The sequence below is a fragment of the Nocardia sp. NPDC051981 genome, assembly GCF_040680715.1.
Lineage (GTDB): Bacteria > Actinomycetota > Actinomycetes > Mycobacteriales > Mycobacteriaceae > Nocardia.
In genome coordinates this window covers 57,822-73,697 of the sequence record NZ_JBFAXK010000007.1, presented here as the reverse complement: position 1 = coordinate 73,697, position 15,876 = coordinate 57,822, and the positions used below count along the sequence as shown (strand labels likewise).

The following is a 15,876-nucleotide window of genomic DNA, read 5'->3' as shown; positions in this document are numbered from 1 at the left end:
GTTCAGGTCAACAACTTTTCGCCGGCAGCGAAGAACCGCCCGGTGCCGAAGCCGACGAACAATGCTCCGAACAAACCGATCTGGATGACCAGCGCCGGGGTGAGGATCTTCCACGGATCAGCGCCCGGGCCCAGTGACGGGGCGATGCCCTTCACCAGGGGGCCGAACAGGACCAGGTAGATGATCGGCTGCATCAGGCCGATGATCACTCAGACCGGATTGCGCAGATTGGCCCGGACCTGGGACCAGTAGATCAGTCCGGTGTCGCGCAGGAATGTCATGATCGGTCTCCTTCCCGGAGTGAACGCCCGGTGAGCGTGAGGAACACATCGCCGAGGCTGGGACGCTTGACCGTGAGCGAGCCGCGCGTGATGCCCTTGTCACCGAGCGCCTGCAGCAGCGGAACCACCGTGCCCCACAACGGGAACGAGCCGCCCGGCGCTAGCACCGGGCGGCTCGTTGCGTTGGTATGGTCAGGCCGCTACCGGCGACTTCTCCGGAGTCTTTGCGGCAGGAGCCTTTTCGACCTCGTTGAAGCCGGGCCGGCCGCTGCCGATGAAGGCGACCAGCCACGACACGACCGCTGCGAAGCGGTTGCGGAAGCCGACCAGGTAGTAGATGTGCACCGCGAGCCAGGCCACCCAGGCGATGAGGCCGGTGAACTTGACCTTGTCGTTCAGCTTGGTGACCGCGCTGAAGCGGCTGATCACCGCCATCGAGCCCTTGTCCCAGTACTTGAACGGGGTGGCCGCGGCCTTCTTGCCGCGGATGATGTCGGCGACGTGGCGGCCCTCCTGCATGGCCACCGGCGACTGGCCGGGGTAGCCGTTGAGGTAGGTCATGTCACCGATGGCGAAGATGTCGGCGTGACCGCCCACGGTGCAGTCGGGGTTGATGAGCAGGCGTCCCGCGCGGTCGGTCTCGCAGCCGGTGGCCTCGGCCAGCACCCGGGCGAAGCCGCCGGCCTGCACGCCCGCCGACCACACCACGGTCTCGGCGGCGATCCGGCGCTCCACGCCGTCCTTGCTCTTGACGGTGACCTTGCCGTCCTCGATGTCGGTCACGAAGGTGTCGACCAGCACCTCGACGCCGCTGCGCTCCAGCGACTCCTTGGCGTATTCCGACAGCCCGCCACCGAAGGGCGGCAGCACCACGCCCGCGCCCTCCACCAGGGTGACGGTGTCCTCCTGGTGGTAATACCGCTTCGCGAGCTCCTTCAACTGACCGGCGACCTCGACGCCGGTCGCGCCCGCGCCGACCACCACGAAGCTCAGCAACCGGCGGCGGGTCTCGGGGTCGGCATCCTTGGCCTGCTCGAAGACGCGCTGGATCTGCGCGCGCAGGTTGCGGGCGTCGTCGATGGTCTTGAGCGAGAACGTCTTGTCGGCGAAGTCGTCACGGCCGAAGTACGACTGGCTGGCGCCGGTGGCGGCGATGAGCTTGCCGTACCGGATCCGGCGCGGACCCTCGGATGTCTCATAGGTGAGTACCGCATTGGGGGCGTCGATGGCGGTGACCTTACCCAGCCGCACCTCGCCGTTCTTGTGGTTGCGCAGGATATTGGCCATGGGAGGCGCGATCTCGTCCGAGGCCAGCACACCCGTCGCTACCTGATAGAGGAGTGGCTGGAAGAGGTGCTCGGGCGTACCCGAGATCAGGACGTAACGGACACCCGACTTGTTCAACTGCTTCGCAGCGGCGAGACCACCGAAGCCCGATCCGACGATGACGACATCGGCGGTTTCGATACCCGCCTCCACGTGTTGCATGACTGCTCCCTTCCGTCATGACTAACCGTGATTCGGAACGCGGTTGTTCCACGTGTCAGGGCGCATAATCAAGATGACTCTTATCTACGTTGATCATGAATTGGAGAATGCCGTGGAGCTGCGCCAACTGGCCTACTTCGTGGCGGTCTGTGAGGAGCTGAGCTTCAGCCGGGCCGCGAGCCGATGCTTCATCTCGCAGTCGGCTATCAGTCATCAGATCGCCCGGCTGGAACGCGACCTCGGCGTGAACCTCTTCGAACGGTCCACACGCTCGGTCGTCCCGACCGACGCGACCACTCGGCTACTTCCCCTTGCGAAGCAAATGCTGAGCCTGGAATCGGCCATTCGCGCAGCTGTGCGGGCCTCCGGGCCACGCATTCGCTTGGCGGCTAATATGAGCTTTGCAACTAGATCACTGTCCGCCATCGCGGGCGCGCGCGCGGCGCACCCGGGCGCGGAGATCGAATTCGTCATCAAGCCCTTCCGGCAGCGCATCCAGGCGGTGGCCGACGGCGACTGTGACCTTGCTCTCATCCGGGGCAGTGTGGACCAGCCGGGGCTGACCGTCGAGAAGCTCTGGGACGAGGATCCGGTCATCGCCACCTCCACCGCGCATCCGCTCGTCATGCGCGGCGGCGATGTCACCCTCGCGGAATTGGGGGCCTATCCCCTGCTGCTCCCACCAGAGTCGGAACAGGTGCTGCTCCACAATGTGGTGCGGGCCGCCTTCGCCGACCTCCCCACCGGGCCGGTCTTCGGCCCGCCCATACCGCCGGACCACACCGCGACCATGGAACTCATCAACCGGCCCGACGCCTGGACCATCCTCTACGCCGACAGCCAGACCGAGGGCATCGCCACCCTGCGACTGACGGGGCACCCGCTGCGCATCCCGGTCTCGGCCGTGACCCGCAGCGAGGGCCGCACCTCCCCCATCGTGACCACCCTGCTGGCGGCGCTGCACTGCGCGTGACACACCACCCTCAACCGGGATGCGCCGCGGCGAACTCGGCGAGACCGGCCGCGAAGGACTCGAACATCGGAGTCAGCATCGAGCGCACGAACCGCGCCTCGACCGGAGCGAGCGCCGGGGCGGGGTCCAGATGGACCTGCCAGGTCAGTGTGCAGTGCCCGGCGTCGATCGGCGTGAACGAGATGTCCTCGATCATGCGGCGGGCCAGGGGAATAGACATGGCGTCCGCGCCGAAGGTGAAGCGCGCGGCCGGTTCCCAGGCCAGGAAGCGTTCCCGCACGGTGATCCAGCGCAGGTGGATATCGCGGATCGCGCCCGCGGCACGGGCATTCGAGTACCAGGTGGTGGCGCGATAGCCGTTCGCCCACTCGGTCTGCCCCTCCCCCGCGGCGAGGATCTCGAAGGTGCGCGCCGCCGAGGCCGCCACCGTGCGCTCGCTGTGCAGGTGCAGGCGCATGGCGTCGATATCGCCGAGTTCGCTCGGGCGCAGTGCGAACATCATTTCGCCCCCACCAGACGCCTGGTCACGCGGATGGTGGTGCGGCGGGGGAGGATTCGCGGCAGACCCGACGAGACCGCATTGGCGGTGCCGGACACGATGCTCGGCGGCGGGTTGCGTCGATCCAGGGCCCGCAGGGCGGTGGCCACCACCTGCTGTGGTGTCTGCCGGCTGCCGACACTCGCCGCCTCGCCTGCCACATCGAAGAATTCGGTGTCGGTCGCGCCCGGGCAGACCGCCAGCGCGGTGACGCCCGACCCCTCCAGCTCGCCCCACAGCGCCTCGGTGAAGGAGAGTACGAAGGCCTTGGTCGCGCCGTAGACGGCCATGAACGGAATCGGCTGGAAGGCCGCCGTCGAGGCGATATTGACGATCACCCCGCGATCGCGGGTCACCATGGCCGGCAGTGCGGCGTGGGTCAGCTCAGCCAGTGCGGCCACATTCACCGCGATCTCCTCGCGGACCTTCGCGGCCGCATGGTCGGCCAGCGCGCCGTGGGTGGCGAAACCCGCGTTGTTGATCAGGATGCCGACGGGATGCAGCGGATCGGTGCAGACCTCGGCGACCCGGGCCACCCCGACCGGATCCGCGAGGTCCGCGGCGAGTACGCGCACCGAAACCCCGTGCGCGGCTTCCAATTCCTTCGCCAGGTCCCGCAGCCGCGGCTCGCGCCGGGCCACCAGGATCAGATCGCAGCCGCGGGCGGCCAGGGCGGTGGCGAAGGCCGCGCCGATGCCGCTGCTCGCGCCGGTGACGACCGCGGTCGCCGCATACCACTCGGTCATTTCTCCTCCTAGGTGAACAGATGTTCAGCTATGTATACTTAACAGCTGTTCAGCCATCTCTGTCAAGGAGGACTTCGTGCCGGGTACCCGACAGCGCCGCACCCGCGGCGAAGGCGAGCGGCTGCGTGCCGAACTCGTCGCCGCGGCCATCGACCTGCTGCTCGAACCACAGCCGCTGCCCGCGCCGTCACTGCGCGCCATCGCCCGCGCCTGCGGCGTCGCACCCAGCGCCGTCTACATGCACTTCGCCTCCCAGGACGCGCTGAACTACGCGGTGATCGCCGAGCTGTTCGGCCGGCTGCGCGCCGACCTCGACGCCGCCGACCCGGAAGCCGCGAGCCCCGCCGAACGGCTCGACGCTCTGCTCGGCGCCTACCTGACCTGGGCCGAAAACCACCCGGGCGCATACCAATTGCTGTTCGAGCGGCCCGATCCGCTCGACACCGAGGGCGAGGGCCCCGGCCTGGATCTGCTCGACCGGCTCGCCCGGCTGCTGCCCGGCGCCGACCCGCAGGCCCGCCGCGCCACCGCCCTGCGCATCTGGTGCGCAGTGCACGGGGTGACCTCCCTGCGCATCCACAAACCGAGCGCGCCGTGGGCCGCGACCGCCCGCGCCGACGCCCGGGCGCTGGTGGCGGGCCTCGCCGGACTGCCCGCCGACACCTGACCACCGCGCGAAAGTCGCGGCGGCCGAATACCGCCGACACACCCGGCGGAACCGAATTACCCTGGCATCGTGGGGCAGGAGAACATGCGGGCCTCCGACCGGGACCGCGAACAGATCGTCGACCGGCTACGCGTGGCCATGGGCGAGGGGCGCATCACGCTGCACGAATTCGACGAACGGTTGCAGCAGGTGTACTCGGCCCGGACCTACGGGGAACTGGCGCCGATCATGTCCGACCTACCGGTCCCGCGGGGTCCGGGGCGACCAGTGGGCCGTCCCGACGACGGCGGCAGCGTGCCGGTCTGGATCAAGATCCTCTGGGCGCCGTGGGTTTTCGTGAATCTGATGTGCGTGGTGATCTGGGTCGCCACCGGGATGGGCTACTTCTGGCCGATCTGGGTGGCGGTGCCGTGGGGACTCGCCCTGCTCATCCCCACCTCCATCGGCATGGTGGTCCAGCGCGACGCGCAGCGGCGGCGGGCGGCCCGCGAACGGTATCGGCCGCAGTAGATTTCGGCCGCCGCGATCAGGCCAACGCCGTCGCAACCGCGAGATGCAACCGAATCCGGCATCGAACGCCGCCTCCCCCAGATACACCTTCGGGTCGATGAGCAGCCACGGCTCCCGTTCCGCCGCAACGATATTCCCCAGATGGGTATCCCGATTCACCACCGGCAGCGGCCCGTCCGGCACCGTCAGCTCACCACACCGCTTCGCCGCCCGATCCAGTAGCGCCGCGTCAGCGGGATCCGTGAGCTCGAGAATGTCGGCGATGCGAACGGCCGCAGGGCGGATCCCGGCTGGTTCGGCGGTGCGATAGCGCTCGGGGGCTCGGTGCTCGCGCAGGATTCGCCGCACGTCCTCGTCCCCGCTTCCGGGCTCGCGGACAGCTATCGGTCCGGCCGCGTGATGCTGGCCGGAGACGCCGCGCATGCCATCCCGCCCACCGGCGGGCACGGGATGAACGTGGGCGACGGATGTCGGCGAGCGTCTCCCGCACGCCTGGCTAGCCGACGGCCACTCCACTCTCGATCTGGTCGGGCCCGGCCACGTCCTCCTCACCGGATCCCAACTCCCCCAATCCCTCCGCGACCTCGGCGGGCTCTCCCCCACCACCGCTCTGCTCATCCGCCCCGACGGCCACATCGCCGCCCGCCTCTACGGCCGAGCACTCGGCCGGCTCCTCGTCGACGGTTCCGGCCCGCTCGAGCGGCGCACCAGCAGGTGGCTCCGTGGTGATGGGCTGGGCGGTTTCGGGAACCGGCGTCTCATGCACGGTGCGCCACAGGTAGGTTCGTCCGTCCGTCACCAGGACGGCCGTCACCGTGCGTCCGCCGGTCTTCACCGCACCGATGCGGTTCTCCGCGACGAAGCGGACCACGATCAACTGCCCGCTGCGGGCGATCTCCGCGACCTCGGAGACCTCGATCTCCGCCCCCGCCAGCGCATTCCGGGCCGACCAGATCCCCGCCAGGAACGTCTCCCGATCCACCGTCTGCCCGGTGGTAACCACCGAGGTGAAGCCCTCGTCGAGCGCGCCGGAGATCCGGTCGAACACCTTCGGCGGCGCATCCGACCCCAGCCATTCGGCCAGATCGAAATGCAAGGCCGCAACGATATCGGTCAGATCGACATCGTCTGCCGCATCGGCCTTCTCAGAGGCAACCGGCTCAGCCTGCCGACGCCGAGGAACGAATCGCCCGAGCACCGCGCCACTTTACGACGCACGCCCCGCCTCACCCGATCAGGCCGACCCCTTGGTGGCGAGGGCGGAACCTCCGGCCCCCGAACGGACGAATGTCCCCCGGCCGCTCGGACCGGGGGACATTCAGAGTGCTTTCACCAGGGGCGAATCAGCCCTTGTGGGCCTTCACGGCCTCGGTCAGCTGCGGAGCGACGTTGAACAGGTCGCCGACGATGCCGTAGTCCGAGATCTCGAAGATCGGGGCCTCTTCGTCCTTGTTGACGGCCACGATGGTCTTCGAGGTCTGCATGCCGGCGCGGTGCTGGATGGCGCCGGAGATGCCGAGGGCGATGTACAGCTGCGGGGAGACCGTCTTACCGGTCTGACCGACCTGGAACTGGCCCGGGTAGTAGCCGGAGTCGACGGCGGCACGGGACGCACCGACGGCGGCACCGAGGGCGTCGGCCAGCGGCTCGACGACCTTGCCGAAGTTGTCGGCCGAACCGACACCACGGCCACCGGAGACCACGATCGCGGCCTCGGTGAGCTCGGGGCGGTCGCCGCCCACGATCGGCTCACGCGAGACGACCTTGACGACGCCCTCTTCCTGCGCGGGCAGCTCGACGGCGACCTTCTCGCCGGCGGCGGCCTGCGGGGCGGCCTCGATGGCACCCGGGCGCACCGAGATCACCGGAACATCGCCGGTGGCCTTGGCGTCCACGGTGAACGCGCCACCGAAGATGGAGTGCTGCACCGAACCGTCACCGTTCACGGCGATGGCGTCGATGAGCAGACCGGAACCGATGCGGGCGGCCAGGCGACCCGACACCTCCTTGCCCTCCGCGGTGGCGGCGACCAGGATCGCGGCCGGGGCGGCGGACTCGGACAGGCCGGCGAGCACGTCGACCTTCGGGGTGACGAGGAAGCCCTCGGCGTCGTCGCCCTCGGCGACGTAGATCTTCTCGGCGCCGGCGGCGGCCAGGGCGTCACCCAGCTTGTCGGCGGTGCCGGCCGGGCCGACCACGACGGCGGCCGGGGTGCCGAGCGAGCGGGCGGCGGTGAGGAGTTCGGTGGTCACCTTCTTGGGCGCACCGTCAGCGTGCTCCACGAGCACCAGAACTTCTGCCATTTTTCTATCTCCTGAAAGTCGTTGGGCTCGGGGGCTTTAGATGATCTTCTGGCCGACCAGGTAGGTGGCGATCTGGTTGCCGCCCTCGCCCTCGTCGACGATCTTCTCGCCCGCCGTGCGCGCCGGCTTCGGGGTCACACCGGTCACCTGGGTGCCGGCGTTCGCAACGCCCACGGTCTCCGGGTCGACGCCCAGATCCGCCAGGGTGAAGGTCTGAACTTCCTTCTTCTTGGCGGCCATGATGCCCTTGAAGGACGGGAAGCGCGGCTCGTTGATCTTCTCGGTGACCGAGACGATGGCCGGAAGAGTGGCCTCGAGCTTGAACACGCCCTCGTCGGTCTCCCGCTCGCCGGCGATGCGCTCACCGTCGACGGTCAGCTTGCGCAGGTGGGTCAGCTGCGGCAGGCCCAGGTACTCGGCGATGATGGCCGGAACGGCGCCGGCGCGACCGTCGGTGGCCTCGTTGCCCGCGATGACCAGCTCAATGCCCTCGATCTGGCCCAGCGCCGCGGCCAGGATGTAGGCGGTCTGCACGGCGTCGGAGCCGTGGATGGCCGGGTCGTTGATGTGGATTGCCTTGTCCGCGCCCATGGACAGCGCCTTGCGGATGGCCTCGGTGGCCCGATCGGGGCCTGCGGCCAGCACGGTGACCTCGCCGCCCTGCGCCTCCTTGATCAACAGCGCCTCCTCGACGGCGCGCTCGTTGATCTCATCGAGGATGGCGTCGGCGGCCTCGCGGTCGAGGGTGTAGTCACCGCTGGTCAGCTTGCGCTCGGACCAGGTGTCGGGAACCTGCTTGATCAGTACGACGATGTTCGGCATTGGTCTTCGTCGACCTCCTGTTCTGGTGGCACTGGGTATGGCGGTCGCACGAGTTCGTCACGTACGTCCACAAGTAGCTCGTCCGGGAGATTACCCTACGTTAAGTTACTCGTGGGTAACTTAACGTGTGACTTTCTGCATCGGCTGATCCGGTCGCGGGTGTGATATGGACAACCGCTAACGTCGGAGCAATGAGCGAGGCCGTGAGTCCTGTTGAAAACCCCACCGATCCCTTGCCTTTGACCGGTGAGCGGACGGTGCCCGGCATCGCCGAGGAGAACTACTGGTTCCGGCGGCACGAGATCGCCTATGTGCGCATGCTGGAGCACTGCGCTGGCAAGGTCGTGCTCGAGGCCGGCAGCGGAGAAGGCTACGGCGCCAATATGATCGCCGACGTCGCCGCGCAGGTCACCGGCCTGGACTACGACGACAGCGCGGTCGCGCACGTGCGCGCCAAGTACCCGCGGGTGCGGATGGTGCAGGGCAATCTGGCCACGCTGCCGCTCGACGACGCCTCGGTCGACATCGTGGTGAACTTCCAAGTGATCGAGCACCTTTGGGACCAGGCGCAGTTCCTGCGCGAATGCCTGCGGGTGCTGCGGCCCGGCGGCAGGCTGTTGATCTCCACCCCCAACCGGATCACCTTCTCCCCCGGGCGCGATACGCCGCTCAACCCTTTCCACACGCGTGAGCTGAATGCCGCCGAGATGACCGAACTTCTCGTCGAGGCCGGTTTCACGGTGGAACTGATGGCGGGCATCTTCCACGGGCCCGAACTCGTAGCGCTGGACGCGAAGTGGGGCGGGTCGATCATCGACGCGCAGATCGAGCGGGCGCTCGCGGGCGAGCCGTGGCCGGCGGAGCTGGCGGCGGACGTGGCCGCCGTGCGCATCGACGATTTCGAACTGATCGCCGACACCGAGCGGGATGTCGACGCCAGCCTGGATCTGCTGGCCATCGCGGTGAAGCCGTGACGGACCAGCTTTCCGCGGTGCCAGGCCAGTTCACGTTGGTCCTGCACTCACATCTGCCGTGGCTGGCCCATCACGGGCGCTGGCCGGTCGGCGAGGAGTGGCTGTACCAGTCGTGGGCGGCGTCCTACCTGCCCGTGGCGAAGGTGCTGAGAACCCTTGCGGCCGAGGGCCGTTCGCACCTGATCAGCCTGGGGATCACGCCGGTGCTGGCGGCGCAGCTGGATGATCCGCACTGCCTGAAGGGCATGCACCACTGGCTGGGCAACTGGCGGCTGCGCGCCGACGAGGCGTCCATGGCGGGCAATACCGCGCTCGGCGGGCACGAACACCGGCTCGCCGCAACGGCTCTCGACGATTTCGAGACGCGCTGGATGCACGGGGCCTCGCCGGTGTGGCGCGAGCTCATCGACGCCGAGGCCATCGAATTGCTGGGCGGGCCGCTGTCGCATCCGTTCCAGCCGCTGCTGGATCCGCGGCTGCGCGAATACGAACTGACCGAGGGGCTGGCGGACGCGCGGGCCCGATGGGGGCACACGCCCTCCGGCATCTGGGCCCCCGAGTGCGGGTTCACGCCCGGGATGGAACGGACCTACGACAAGGTCGGCATCTCGCACTTCATGGTGGATGGTCCCGCGCTGCGCGGCGACACCACACTCGGGCGGCCGGTGTGGGATTCGGATGTGGTGGCCTTCGGCCGCGACCTGACGGTCAGCTACCGGGTGTGGTCACCGAAATCCGGGTACCCGGGGCAGCCCTTCTACCGTGATTTCCATCACTACGATCACGCCACCGGACTGAAGCCGGCGCGCGTCACCGGCAAGACCGTCGCGGGCCCCGACAAGGCCCCCTACGATCCCGAACTCGCCGCCGCGGCCATCGAGAAGGACGTCGCGGACTTCGTGGCGACCGTGCGGGAGCGGCTGATCTCGGAGTCGGAACGGATCGGTCGCCCGGCCCTGGTGGTGGCCGCGTTCGACACCGAACTGTTCGGGCACTGGTGGCATGAGGGCCCGCAGTGGCTCGAACAGGTGCTGCGCGCACTGCCCGAGGCGGGGGTCACCGTCGGCACCCTCGCCGACGCGCGGGCCCGTGGCTACGTGGGCGAACGCGTCGAATTGGCCGATTCCTCCTGGGGTTCGGGCAAGGACTGGCGGGTGTGGGCCGGGGACCAGGTCGCCGATCTGGTCGAGCTCAACGCCGAGGTGGTGCGGCTGGCCCTGGACACCCTCGACAAGATGCGGGTGGACGCCGGATCGATGCACAACGACCGATTCGGGCTCCGCGACACGGTTGCCGACCAGCTGCTGCGGGAGGCGATCCTCGCCGTCTCCAGCGACTGGGCGTTCATGGTGTCCAAGGATTCCGCGGCGGGATACGCGCGTGACCGCGCCCATGAGCACGCCCACGCCGTGCGCGAGATCGCCGCGGCGGTGGCGGCCGGGCAACTCGCCAAAGCGGGGCAGTTGGCGGCAGGATGGTACGCGGCCGACGGACTCTTCCCCGCGCTCGATGCGCGCAGGCTCGGCCCCGCTTCAGAAGGACCCGCATGAAGATCTTGATGGTGTCGTGGGAGTACCCACCCGTCGTAGTCGGTGGGCTGGGCCGCCACGTGCATCACCTCGCCGTCGAACTGGCCGCCGCCGGGCACGAAGTCGTCGTGCTGGCGCGCCGTCCGATGGGCACCGACGCCACCACCCACCCGACGCACTCCTTCATCGAGGAGGGCGTGCTGGTGGTGGCGGTCGCCGAGGATCCGCCGGCCTTCGATTTCGGCGAGGACATGCTGGCCTGGACGCTGGCCATGGGCCACGCCATGGTGCGGGCCGGGATCGCATTGAACAAGCCGGGCATCGGCGAGGGCTGGACGCCCGATGTGGTGCACGCCCACGACTGGCTGGTCGCGCACCCTGCGATCACCCTGGCCGAGTACTACGACGTGCCGCTGGTCTCGACCATTCACGCCACCGAGGCGGGCCGCCACAGTGGCTGGGTCTCGGGACGGGTGAACCGGCAGGTGCACTCGGTGGAGTGGTGGCTGGCGCACGAATCCGACGCGCTGATCACGTGTTCGGAGTCGATGAAGGACGAGGTGCACCGGCTCTACGGCGCCGAGAAGGTGCCGATGACGGTGATCCGCAACGGTATCGACGTGGGCGCGTGGACCTTCCGCGAGCGCGCGCCGCGCTCCGGGCCGGCGCGACTGCTGTATGTCGGCCGCCTCGAATACGAGAAGGGCATCCAGGACGCCATCGCGGCCCTGCCGCGTATCCGCAAGGCGCACCCCGGTACCACCCTCACCGTCGCCGGTATCGGCACCCAGTTCGATTGGCTGCGTGAGCGGGCCCGCGCGCATCGCGTCTCGCGCGCGGTCAGCTTCGTCGGCAAGCTCGACCACACCGATCTGCTCGGCTGGCTGCACAGCGCCGACGCCATCGTGCTGCCCAGCCGCTACGAGCCGTTCGGCATCGTGGCGCTGGAGGCGGCGGCGGCGGGTACCCCGCTGATCACCTCCACCGCGGGCGGGCTCGGCGACCTGGTCACCGATGGCGTCACCGGCGCGTCCTTCGAACCGGCCGACGTGAACGGCGTTGCGGAAGCGGTCATCTCGGTCCTCGACGACGCGACCGCCGCACAGGAGCGCGCCTGGGCCGCCCGCGAGCGGCTCACCGCCGACTTCGCGTGGGACGTGGTGGCGCAGGAGACCGCGCTGGTCTACCAGGGCGCCAAGCGCCGGGTCCGCAACCCGGTCGGCCGCCCGGTCATCTCGGAACGTCCACTGCCCGAACGGGATCCGAACCAGCCGTACTGAGCGGCGCCGGTCGGATTCTCCCCCGGACACGTCTGCGCCTCGAATTGGAACGAGTTCTAATTCGAGGCGTTTCCTTGCCACGCCGGTCAGTTGAACGGACAGCCCGGATTCGGAGCATTCTCCGACAGGGGACTCCCCGCGGGCAGGACATAAAGCACATCCAGAATCTGCGCCTCGGCGCCCAGATTACGTTCCAGATGCACATTGCCCGACCCGGCCCGCTCCACGAATGCGGTCCCCGCCCCGCCGACCTGATCCACCGCGCAATCCGAGTCGTAATGACTCAGCTGCCCCTGTCGCAGCACCGCGTACAGCGTCCCATCGTGGTAGTGCCAGCCGGTGGAACCGCCTGGCGCAATGGTGATTTCACGCAGGATGTAGTCGGTGTCGCCGATGGTGGTCCGCGAGATGATCACCCCGGTGACCCCGTCGGAGGGCGTCGCCTGCGCGGTCGCGGCGAGCGAGGCCACCAGCGCGCAGGACGCCAGACCGGTCAGCACAGCTCGAAAACCGACAGTCACCCGGCCACGGTAGCGCGCACGGGCCCGCACCGCAGCCGATGCGCGGTTCAGTTCTCCTTGACGATCGGACGAATACCCAGGTCGCGGGCGGTGTCGACGAAGGCGCGGACGGCGGCGTTCTCGGCGGCGGTCAGCCAGACCAGCGCCCATTCCGTGAGGGGCGCGTCGACGATCGGGACATAGGCGATGTTCGGCGGGGTATAGGTCCAGGCGACGTGGGCGTTCATCGGGGAGACGACGGCGCCGGACATGATCAAAGGAAGGATCTCGAAGAAGGACGCCGCTTCGGGGCCGCGGGCGATCGGGACGCCGCTGGGCGTGGTGGCGGGCAGCATGCCTTCGGCCCAGTACTTCGGGACATTGCCCAGACTCGGGAAGACACATTCGGCGAGGTCTTCCATCGTGAGCGAGGCGCGGGCGGCGAGTTCGGAGGTGGTCGTGGTGGCCAGGACCCGCCCCTCGGTCATCAGCACCGGTCCGACGGTGAGGTCCGGCTCCCGGACGGGCAGCCAGATCAGGCCGAGGTCGACCTCCTTGGCGCGCAAGGCGGTGAACGGTTCACTGTGCGGGAAGTCGACCAATTCGATTGCGCAGTCGGGGTATCGGACGTTGAAGGCCTCGATGACGGGGCGCAGGTACAGGCCCAGGATGCTCATGACGGCCACCCGCAGCGTGCCCTGCACGCTGCGGCTCGCGGCGCGGGCGCGGGTGAGTCCGGTGTCGATCAGACTCTGCGCCCGCTTCAGGTCCTCGTACAGCTGACGCCCGATCGGTGTCAGGCTGACCGAGCGGGACGTGCGCTCGAACAGCGTGGCCTGAACCTGCCGCTCCTGCTTCTTGATCGCCTGACTGACCCGGGCCGGGGTGATTCGCAGCTTCTCGGCGGTTCGGCCGAAATGCAGTTCCTCGGCCAAGGTCACGAAGATCTCGATGTCCCGCAACTCCACAACGATCTCCGCTCGGTAGCTCCGCTCACCAGCATTCGATGAACGAAGCCAGTGTAACCCATAACAGAGCGCTTGCTCTGTTATGGGCGGCGCACAGCCCCGCCCGGTCCCCGCCGCGGCGCGTTCGTAAACCTCTGACTTAACCGACCTTTCGATCTCTGTCGTTGTTCCCACCTGCGGAAACTCCGAAGCTTGGAACTGTCGCCGAACACGGTGACCGAACCCAGAGGAGGGAGTGGGGGCATGAAGATCCTCGGCGCGGCAATCACCTTGACCGTCTCCGACCCCGCGGCATCGAGCGAGTTCTTCTGCACGCATCTCGGATTCCACGCCACGGTGACGAACGAGGACTTCACCTACCTCGAACGCGACGACCTGGACGTGGAAATCGTGCTGCGGCACCGCGATCCGGAAAGACCCCCGGCGACCGCGGGCCCCGGGCCCAGTGGCGTCGAACTGTCCTTCGACGTGCCGAACCTCGCCGCCGAACAGGATCGGCTGCTCGACGAGGACGCACCCGTCACCACACCGCTGCGCCGCGAAGCCGGCGGCCTACTGCGGCTCCGGCTCACCGACCCGAACCAGGTCGACGTCCAGCTGACCGAGTGGACACCCCCCGCCGGCTGCCCGCCAGAAGATTGACCCGAGAAGAGAATTCGATGGATACGACACAGATTCCGGCGGCAGCGACGCCGGACCCGACCATTCCCCGCGATCCCCGGCGCTGGTGGATTCTGGTGGCGCTCTGCCTGGCCACGATCATCCTCGTCATCGACAATATGGCGCTGTCGGTGGCGGTGCCCGCCCTGACCGAGGACCTGCACGCCAGCGCCCAGGACATGCAGTGGATCCTGGACTCCTACCTGCTGGTGTTCGCCGGGCTGCTGCTCACCTCCGGCAGTCTGTCGGATCGATTCGGGCGCAAGCGGATCCTGACCATCGGCCTGGTGCTGTTCGGTGCGGCTTCCGCGGTGGCCACGCTGGCGGCGAGTCCGGGCGAGCTGATCACCGCCCGCGTGGTCATGGGCATCGGCGGTGCGCTCATCATGCCCGCCGGATTGTCCATCGTGATCAATTTGTTCGACACCGAGGAGCGGCACCAGGCCATGTCCGCCCTGGGTGGCGTGAGCATGCTCGGGCTGATCGGCAGCCCGGTCCTCGGCGGCCTGCTCATCGACCAATTCTGGTGGGGCGCGGTCTTTCTCATCAATATCCCGATCGTGATCGTCGCCCTGGTCGCGGTGGTGACACTGGTGCCCGAATCACGCGGCCCGTGGCGGCGACCCGACCCGCTCGGCGCGGTGCTGTCCGCCATCGGCATGGTCGCGCTGGTCTGGACGATCACCGAATTGCCCGCGGACGGACTGCATTCCACCGGTACGTTCCTCGCGCTGCTGGTCACGATCGGCAGCCTGGTCGCGTTCCTGGTGTGGGAATCGCGCATCGACCACCCGATGGTGCCGTTGCGGCTGTTCCGCGATCGCGATTTCGCCGGCGGCAGCGTGGCGCTCACGCTGGTGCAGATCGGCAATGGCGGGTTACTGCTGGTCCTCACCCAGTATCTGCAGTTCGGACTCGGGTATTCGCCGCTGCGGGCCGGTACCGCCTTCCTGCCCATGGCGATCGCGGCGCTGGTGGCCAGCGGGGCGGGCGCGGGGCTCGGGCCCAAGGTCGGCAATCGCATGCTGACCGTGATCGGCATGCTGATCATGGCGGCCGGGTCGCTGCTGCTCGCGACGCTGAACGCGGACAGCGGCTTCGGGATGGTCTCGGTCGCCCTGATCGTCTTCGGACTGGGTGGCGGGCTGGCCATGCCCGCGGCCATCGCCACCATCACCGGCGCGGTGCCGCCGGAGCAGGCCGGGGTGGGGTCGGCGCTCAACGACACCATTCAACAGTCCGGCGCGGCGCTGGGCGTCGCGGTGCTGGGCAGCCTGGTGTCGTCCGTCTTCGCACACAAGATGCCCGAGTCCGCACCCGCGGCGGCCCGGCATTCGCTCGGCGACGCGCTCGCCACCGCGGCGCGCACCGGCGACCACGGATTGGCGCACACCGCCCGCGACGCCTTCGCGGGCGCGATGTCGGTCAGCTTCGGGGTGAGCGCGCTGGGCGTGCTGGCCGCGGCGGTGCTGGCGCTGGGCGTGCTGCGCGGCCGGCAGCCCACACCGGCCGCCGAGGCCGATCCGGAGCGCGGGGACACCGTGGCCGCGAACGTGTCAGCGGCGTATCAGGTCGACATCAGCCCGGCCCGCGAGGGTCTTCCCCAGCAGAACTCAGCAGCAGACCAGTACTGATCG

General features: G+C 68.6%; 18 protein-coding genes and 1 pseudogene. 9 read left to right on the top strand and 10 right to left on the bottom strand.

Features of this window, described 5'->3' with window-relative positions:
- Positions 1-2 precede the first annotated feature (2 nt).
- The 3 genes from AB0L60_RS15520 to AB0L60_RS15510 form a co-directional block, all read right to left on the bottom strand.
- Positions 3-194 (bottom strand): hypothetical protein, encoded by a 192-nt coding sequence (locus AB0L60_RS15520; protein ID WP_364613332.1) that lies wholly within the window; start codon positions 192-194, stop codon positions 3-5.
- An 83-nt stretch (positions 195-277) separates the two neighbouring features.
- A complete protein-coding gene (locus tag AB0L60_RS15515) occupies positions 278-448 on the bottom strand; it encodes a hypothetical protein (RefSeq protein WP_364613329.1) in 171 nt (56 codons plus the stop codon).
- Positions 449-473: 25 nt separating this feature from the next.
- Positions 474-1,769, bottom strand: a complete 1,296-nt coding sequence (locus tag AB0L60_RS15510) for an NAD(P)/FAD-dependent oxidoreductase (protein ID WP_364613326.1) — start codon at positions 1,767-1,769, stop codon at positions 474-476.
- 112 nt (positions 1,770-1,881) lie between these two features.
- Between AB0L60_RS15510 and AB0L60_RS15505 the strand changes: the two genes are divergently transcribed.
- A complete protein-coding gene (locus AB0L60_RS15505; RefSeq protein WP_364613979.1) occupies positions 1,882-2,742 on the top strand; it encodes a LysR family transcriptional regulator in 861 nt (286 codons plus the stop codon).
- A gap of 10 nt (positions 2,743-2,752) precedes the next feature.
- On the opposite strand, the gene AB0L60_RS15500 is transcribed toward AB0L60_RS15505, so the two are convergent.
- Both AB0L60_RS15500 and AB0L60_RS15495 read right to left on the bottom strand, forming a co-directional pair.
- The gene (locus AB0L60_RS15500; RefSeq protein ID WP_354835185.1) at positions 2,753-3,244 is read right to left on the bottom strand and encodes an SRPBCC family protein; all 492 of its coding nucleotides are present in this window, start codon (positions 3,242-3,244) and stop codon (positions 2,753-2,755) included.
- Positions 3,241-4,026: an SDR family oxidoreductase gene (locus tag AB0L60_RS15495; RefSeq protein ID WP_364613322.1), complete on the bottom strand. Its 786-nt coding sequence runs from the start codon at positions 4,024-4,026 to the stop codon at positions 3,241-3,243. The genes AB0L60_RS15500 and AB0L60_RS15495 overlap by 4 nt, the downstream gene beginning before the upstream one ends.
- Positions 4,027-4,102: 76 nt before the next feature.
- Between AB0L60_RS15495 and AB0L60_RS15490 the strand changes: the two genes are divergently transcribed.
- From AB0L60_RS15490 to AB0L60_RS15480, 3 genes and pseudogenes are all read left to right on the top strand, one after another.
- Positions 4,103-4,693 carry a TetR/AcrR family transcriptional regulator gene (locus tag AB0L60_RS15490; protein WP_364613319.1) on the top strand — a complete coding sequence of 197 codons (591 nt, stop codon included), beginning with the start codon at positions 4,103-4,105 and terminating at the stop codon, positions 4,691-4,693.
- Between the two features lie 69 nt (positions 4,694-4,762).
- Complete coding sequence (locus AB0L60_RS15485) at positions 4,763-5,203, top strand: DUF1707 domain-containing protein (RefSeq protein ID WP_364613316.1); 441 nt, start codon at positions 4,763-4,765, stop codon at positions 5,201-5,203.
- Between the two features lie 360 nt (positions 5,204-5,563).
- A pseudogene (locus AB0L60_RS15480) lies at positions 5,564-5,665 on the top strand (FAD-dependent monooxygenase); the annotation flags it as partial.
- Positions 5,666-5,699: 34 nt separating this feature from the next.
- On the opposite strand, the gene AB0L60_RS15475 reads toward AB0L60_RS15480, so the two are convergent.
- From AB0L60_RS15475 to AB0L60_RS15465, 3 genes are all read right to left on the bottom strand, one after another.
- Entirely contained in the window at positions 5,700-6,299 is a 600-nt protein-coding gene (locus AB0L60_RS15475) for a hypothetical protein (protein ID WP_364613313.1), read from the bottom strand.
- Positions 6,300-6,546: 247 nt separating this feature from the next.
- Positions 6,547-7,506, bottom strand: a complete 960-nt coding sequence (locus tag AB0L60_RS15470) for an electron transfer flavoprotein subunit alpha/FixB family protein (protein WP_364613310.1) — start codon at positions 7,504-7,506, stop codon at positions 6,547-6,549.
- A 36-nt stretch (positions 7,507-7,542) separates the two neighbouring features.
- Positions 7,543-8,328 (bottom strand): electron transfer flavoprotein subunit beta/FixA family protein, encoded by a 786-nt coding sequence (locus tag AB0L60_RS15465; RefSeq protein WP_326309084.1) that lies wholly within the window; start codon positions 8,326-8,328, stop codon positions 7,543-7,545.
- A 191-nt stretch (positions 8,329-8,519) separates the two neighbouring features.
- On the opposite strand from AB0L60_RS15465, the gene AB0L60_RS15460 reads away from it, so the two are divergent.
- The 3 genes from AB0L60_RS15460 to AB0L60_RS15450 are packed head-to-tail and all read left to right on the top strand — an operon-like array spanning position 8,520 to position 12,111.
- Complete coding sequence (locus AB0L60_RS15460; RefSeq protein WP_364613306.1) at positions 8,520-9,302, top strand: methyltransferase domain-containing protein; 783 nt, start codon at positions 8,520-8,522, stop codon at positions 9,300-9,302.
- Complete coding sequence (locus tag AB0L60_RS15455) at positions 9,299-10,852, top strand: glycoside hydrolase family 57 protein (RefSeq protein ID WP_364613303.1); 1,554 nt, start codon at positions 9,299-9,301, stop codon at positions 10,850-10,852. Before AB0L60_RS15460 ends, AB0L60_RS15455 begins: the two co-directional genes overlap by 4 nt.
- On the top strand, positions 10,849-12,111 hold the full coding sequence (locus tag AB0L60_RS15450) for a glycosyltransferase family 4 protein (RefSeq protein ID WP_364613300.1): 1,263 nt from the start codon (positions 10,849-10,851) through the stop codon (positions 12,109-12,111). The genes AB0L60_RS15455 and AB0L60_RS15450 overlap by 4 nt, the downstream gene beginning before the upstream one ends.
- A gap of 86 nt (positions 12,112-12,197) precedes the next feature.
- Here the strand turns inward: AB0L60_RS15450 and AB0L60_RS15445 are convergent, their stop codons facing one another.
- Together AB0L60_RS15445 and AB0L60_RS15440 are read right to left on the bottom strand one after the other, a co-directional pair.
- Positions 12,198-12,632 (bottom strand): cupin, encoded by a 435-nt coding sequence (locus tag AB0L60_RS15445; protein WP_354835167.1) that lies wholly within the window; start codon positions 12,630-12,632, stop codon positions 12,198-12,200.
- Positions 12,633-12,679: 47 nt separating this feature from the next.
- The gene (locus AB0L60_RS15440; protein ID WP_364613296.1) at positions 12,680-13,579 is read right to left on the bottom strand and encodes a LysR family transcriptional regulator; all 900 of its coding nucleotides are present in this window, start codon (positions 13,577-13,579) and stop codon (positions 12,680-12,682) included.
- Between the two features lie 243 nt (positions 13,580-13,822).
- On the opposite strand from AB0L60_RS15440, the gene AB0L60_RS15435 reads away from it, so the two are divergent.
- Positions 13,823-14,221: a VOC family protein gene (locus AB0L60_RS15435; protein ID WP_354835163.1), complete on the top strand. Its 399-nt coding sequence runs from the start codon at positions 13,823-13,825 to the stop codon at positions 14,219-14,221.
- Between the two features lie 17 nt (positions 14,222-14,238).
- Positions 14,239-15,873 (top strand): MFS transporter, encoded by a 1,635-nt coding sequence (locus AB0L60_RS15430; protein ID WP_364613292.1) that lies wholly within the window; start codon positions 14,239-14,241, stop codon positions 15,871-15,873.
- The last annotated feature ends 3 nt before the right edge of the window (positions 15,874-15,876 follow it).

Coding starts and splice junctions, on each gene's coding strand:
- AB0L60_RS15450 (WP_364613300.1), top strand. CDS start 10,849: ATGAAGATCTTGATGGTGTCGTGGGAGTACCCACCCGTCGTAGTCGGT.
- AB0L60_RS15430 (WP_364613292.1), top strand. CDS start 14,239: ATGGATACGACACAGATTCCGGCGGCAGCGACGCCGGACCCGACCATT.
- AB0L60_RS15510 (WP_364613326.1), bottom strand. CDS start 1,769: ATGCAACACGTGGAGGCGGGTATCGAAACCGCCGATGTCGTCATCGTC.
- AB0L60_RS15495 (WP_364613322.1), bottom strand. CDS start 4,026: ATGACCGAGTGGTATGCGGCGACCGCGGTCGTCACCGGCGCGAGCAGC.
- AB0L60_RS15465 (WP_326309084.1), bottom strand. CDS start 8,328: ATGCCGAACATCGTCGTACTGATCAAGCAGGTTCCCGACACCTGGTCC.
- AB0L60_RS15435 (WP_354835163.1), top strand. CDS start 13,823: ATGAAGATCCTCGGCGCGGCAATCACCTTGACCGTCTCCGACCCCGCG.
- AB0L60_RS15520 (WP_364613332.1), bottom strand. CDS start 194: ATGCAGCCGATCATCTACCTGGTCCTGTTCGGCCCCCTGGTGAAGGGC.
- AB0L60_RS15500 (WP_354835185.1), bottom strand. CDS start 3,244: ATGATGTTCGCACTGCGCCCGAGCGAACTCGGCGATATCGACGCCATG.
- AB0L60_RS15470 (WP_364613310.1), bottom strand. CDS start 7,506: ATGGCAGAAGTTCTGGTGCTCGTGGAGCACGCTGACGGTGCGCCCAAG.
- AB0L60_RS15460 (WP_364613306.1), top strand. CDS start 8,520: ATGAGCGAGGCCGTGAGTCCTGTTGAAAACCCCACCGATCCCTTGCCT.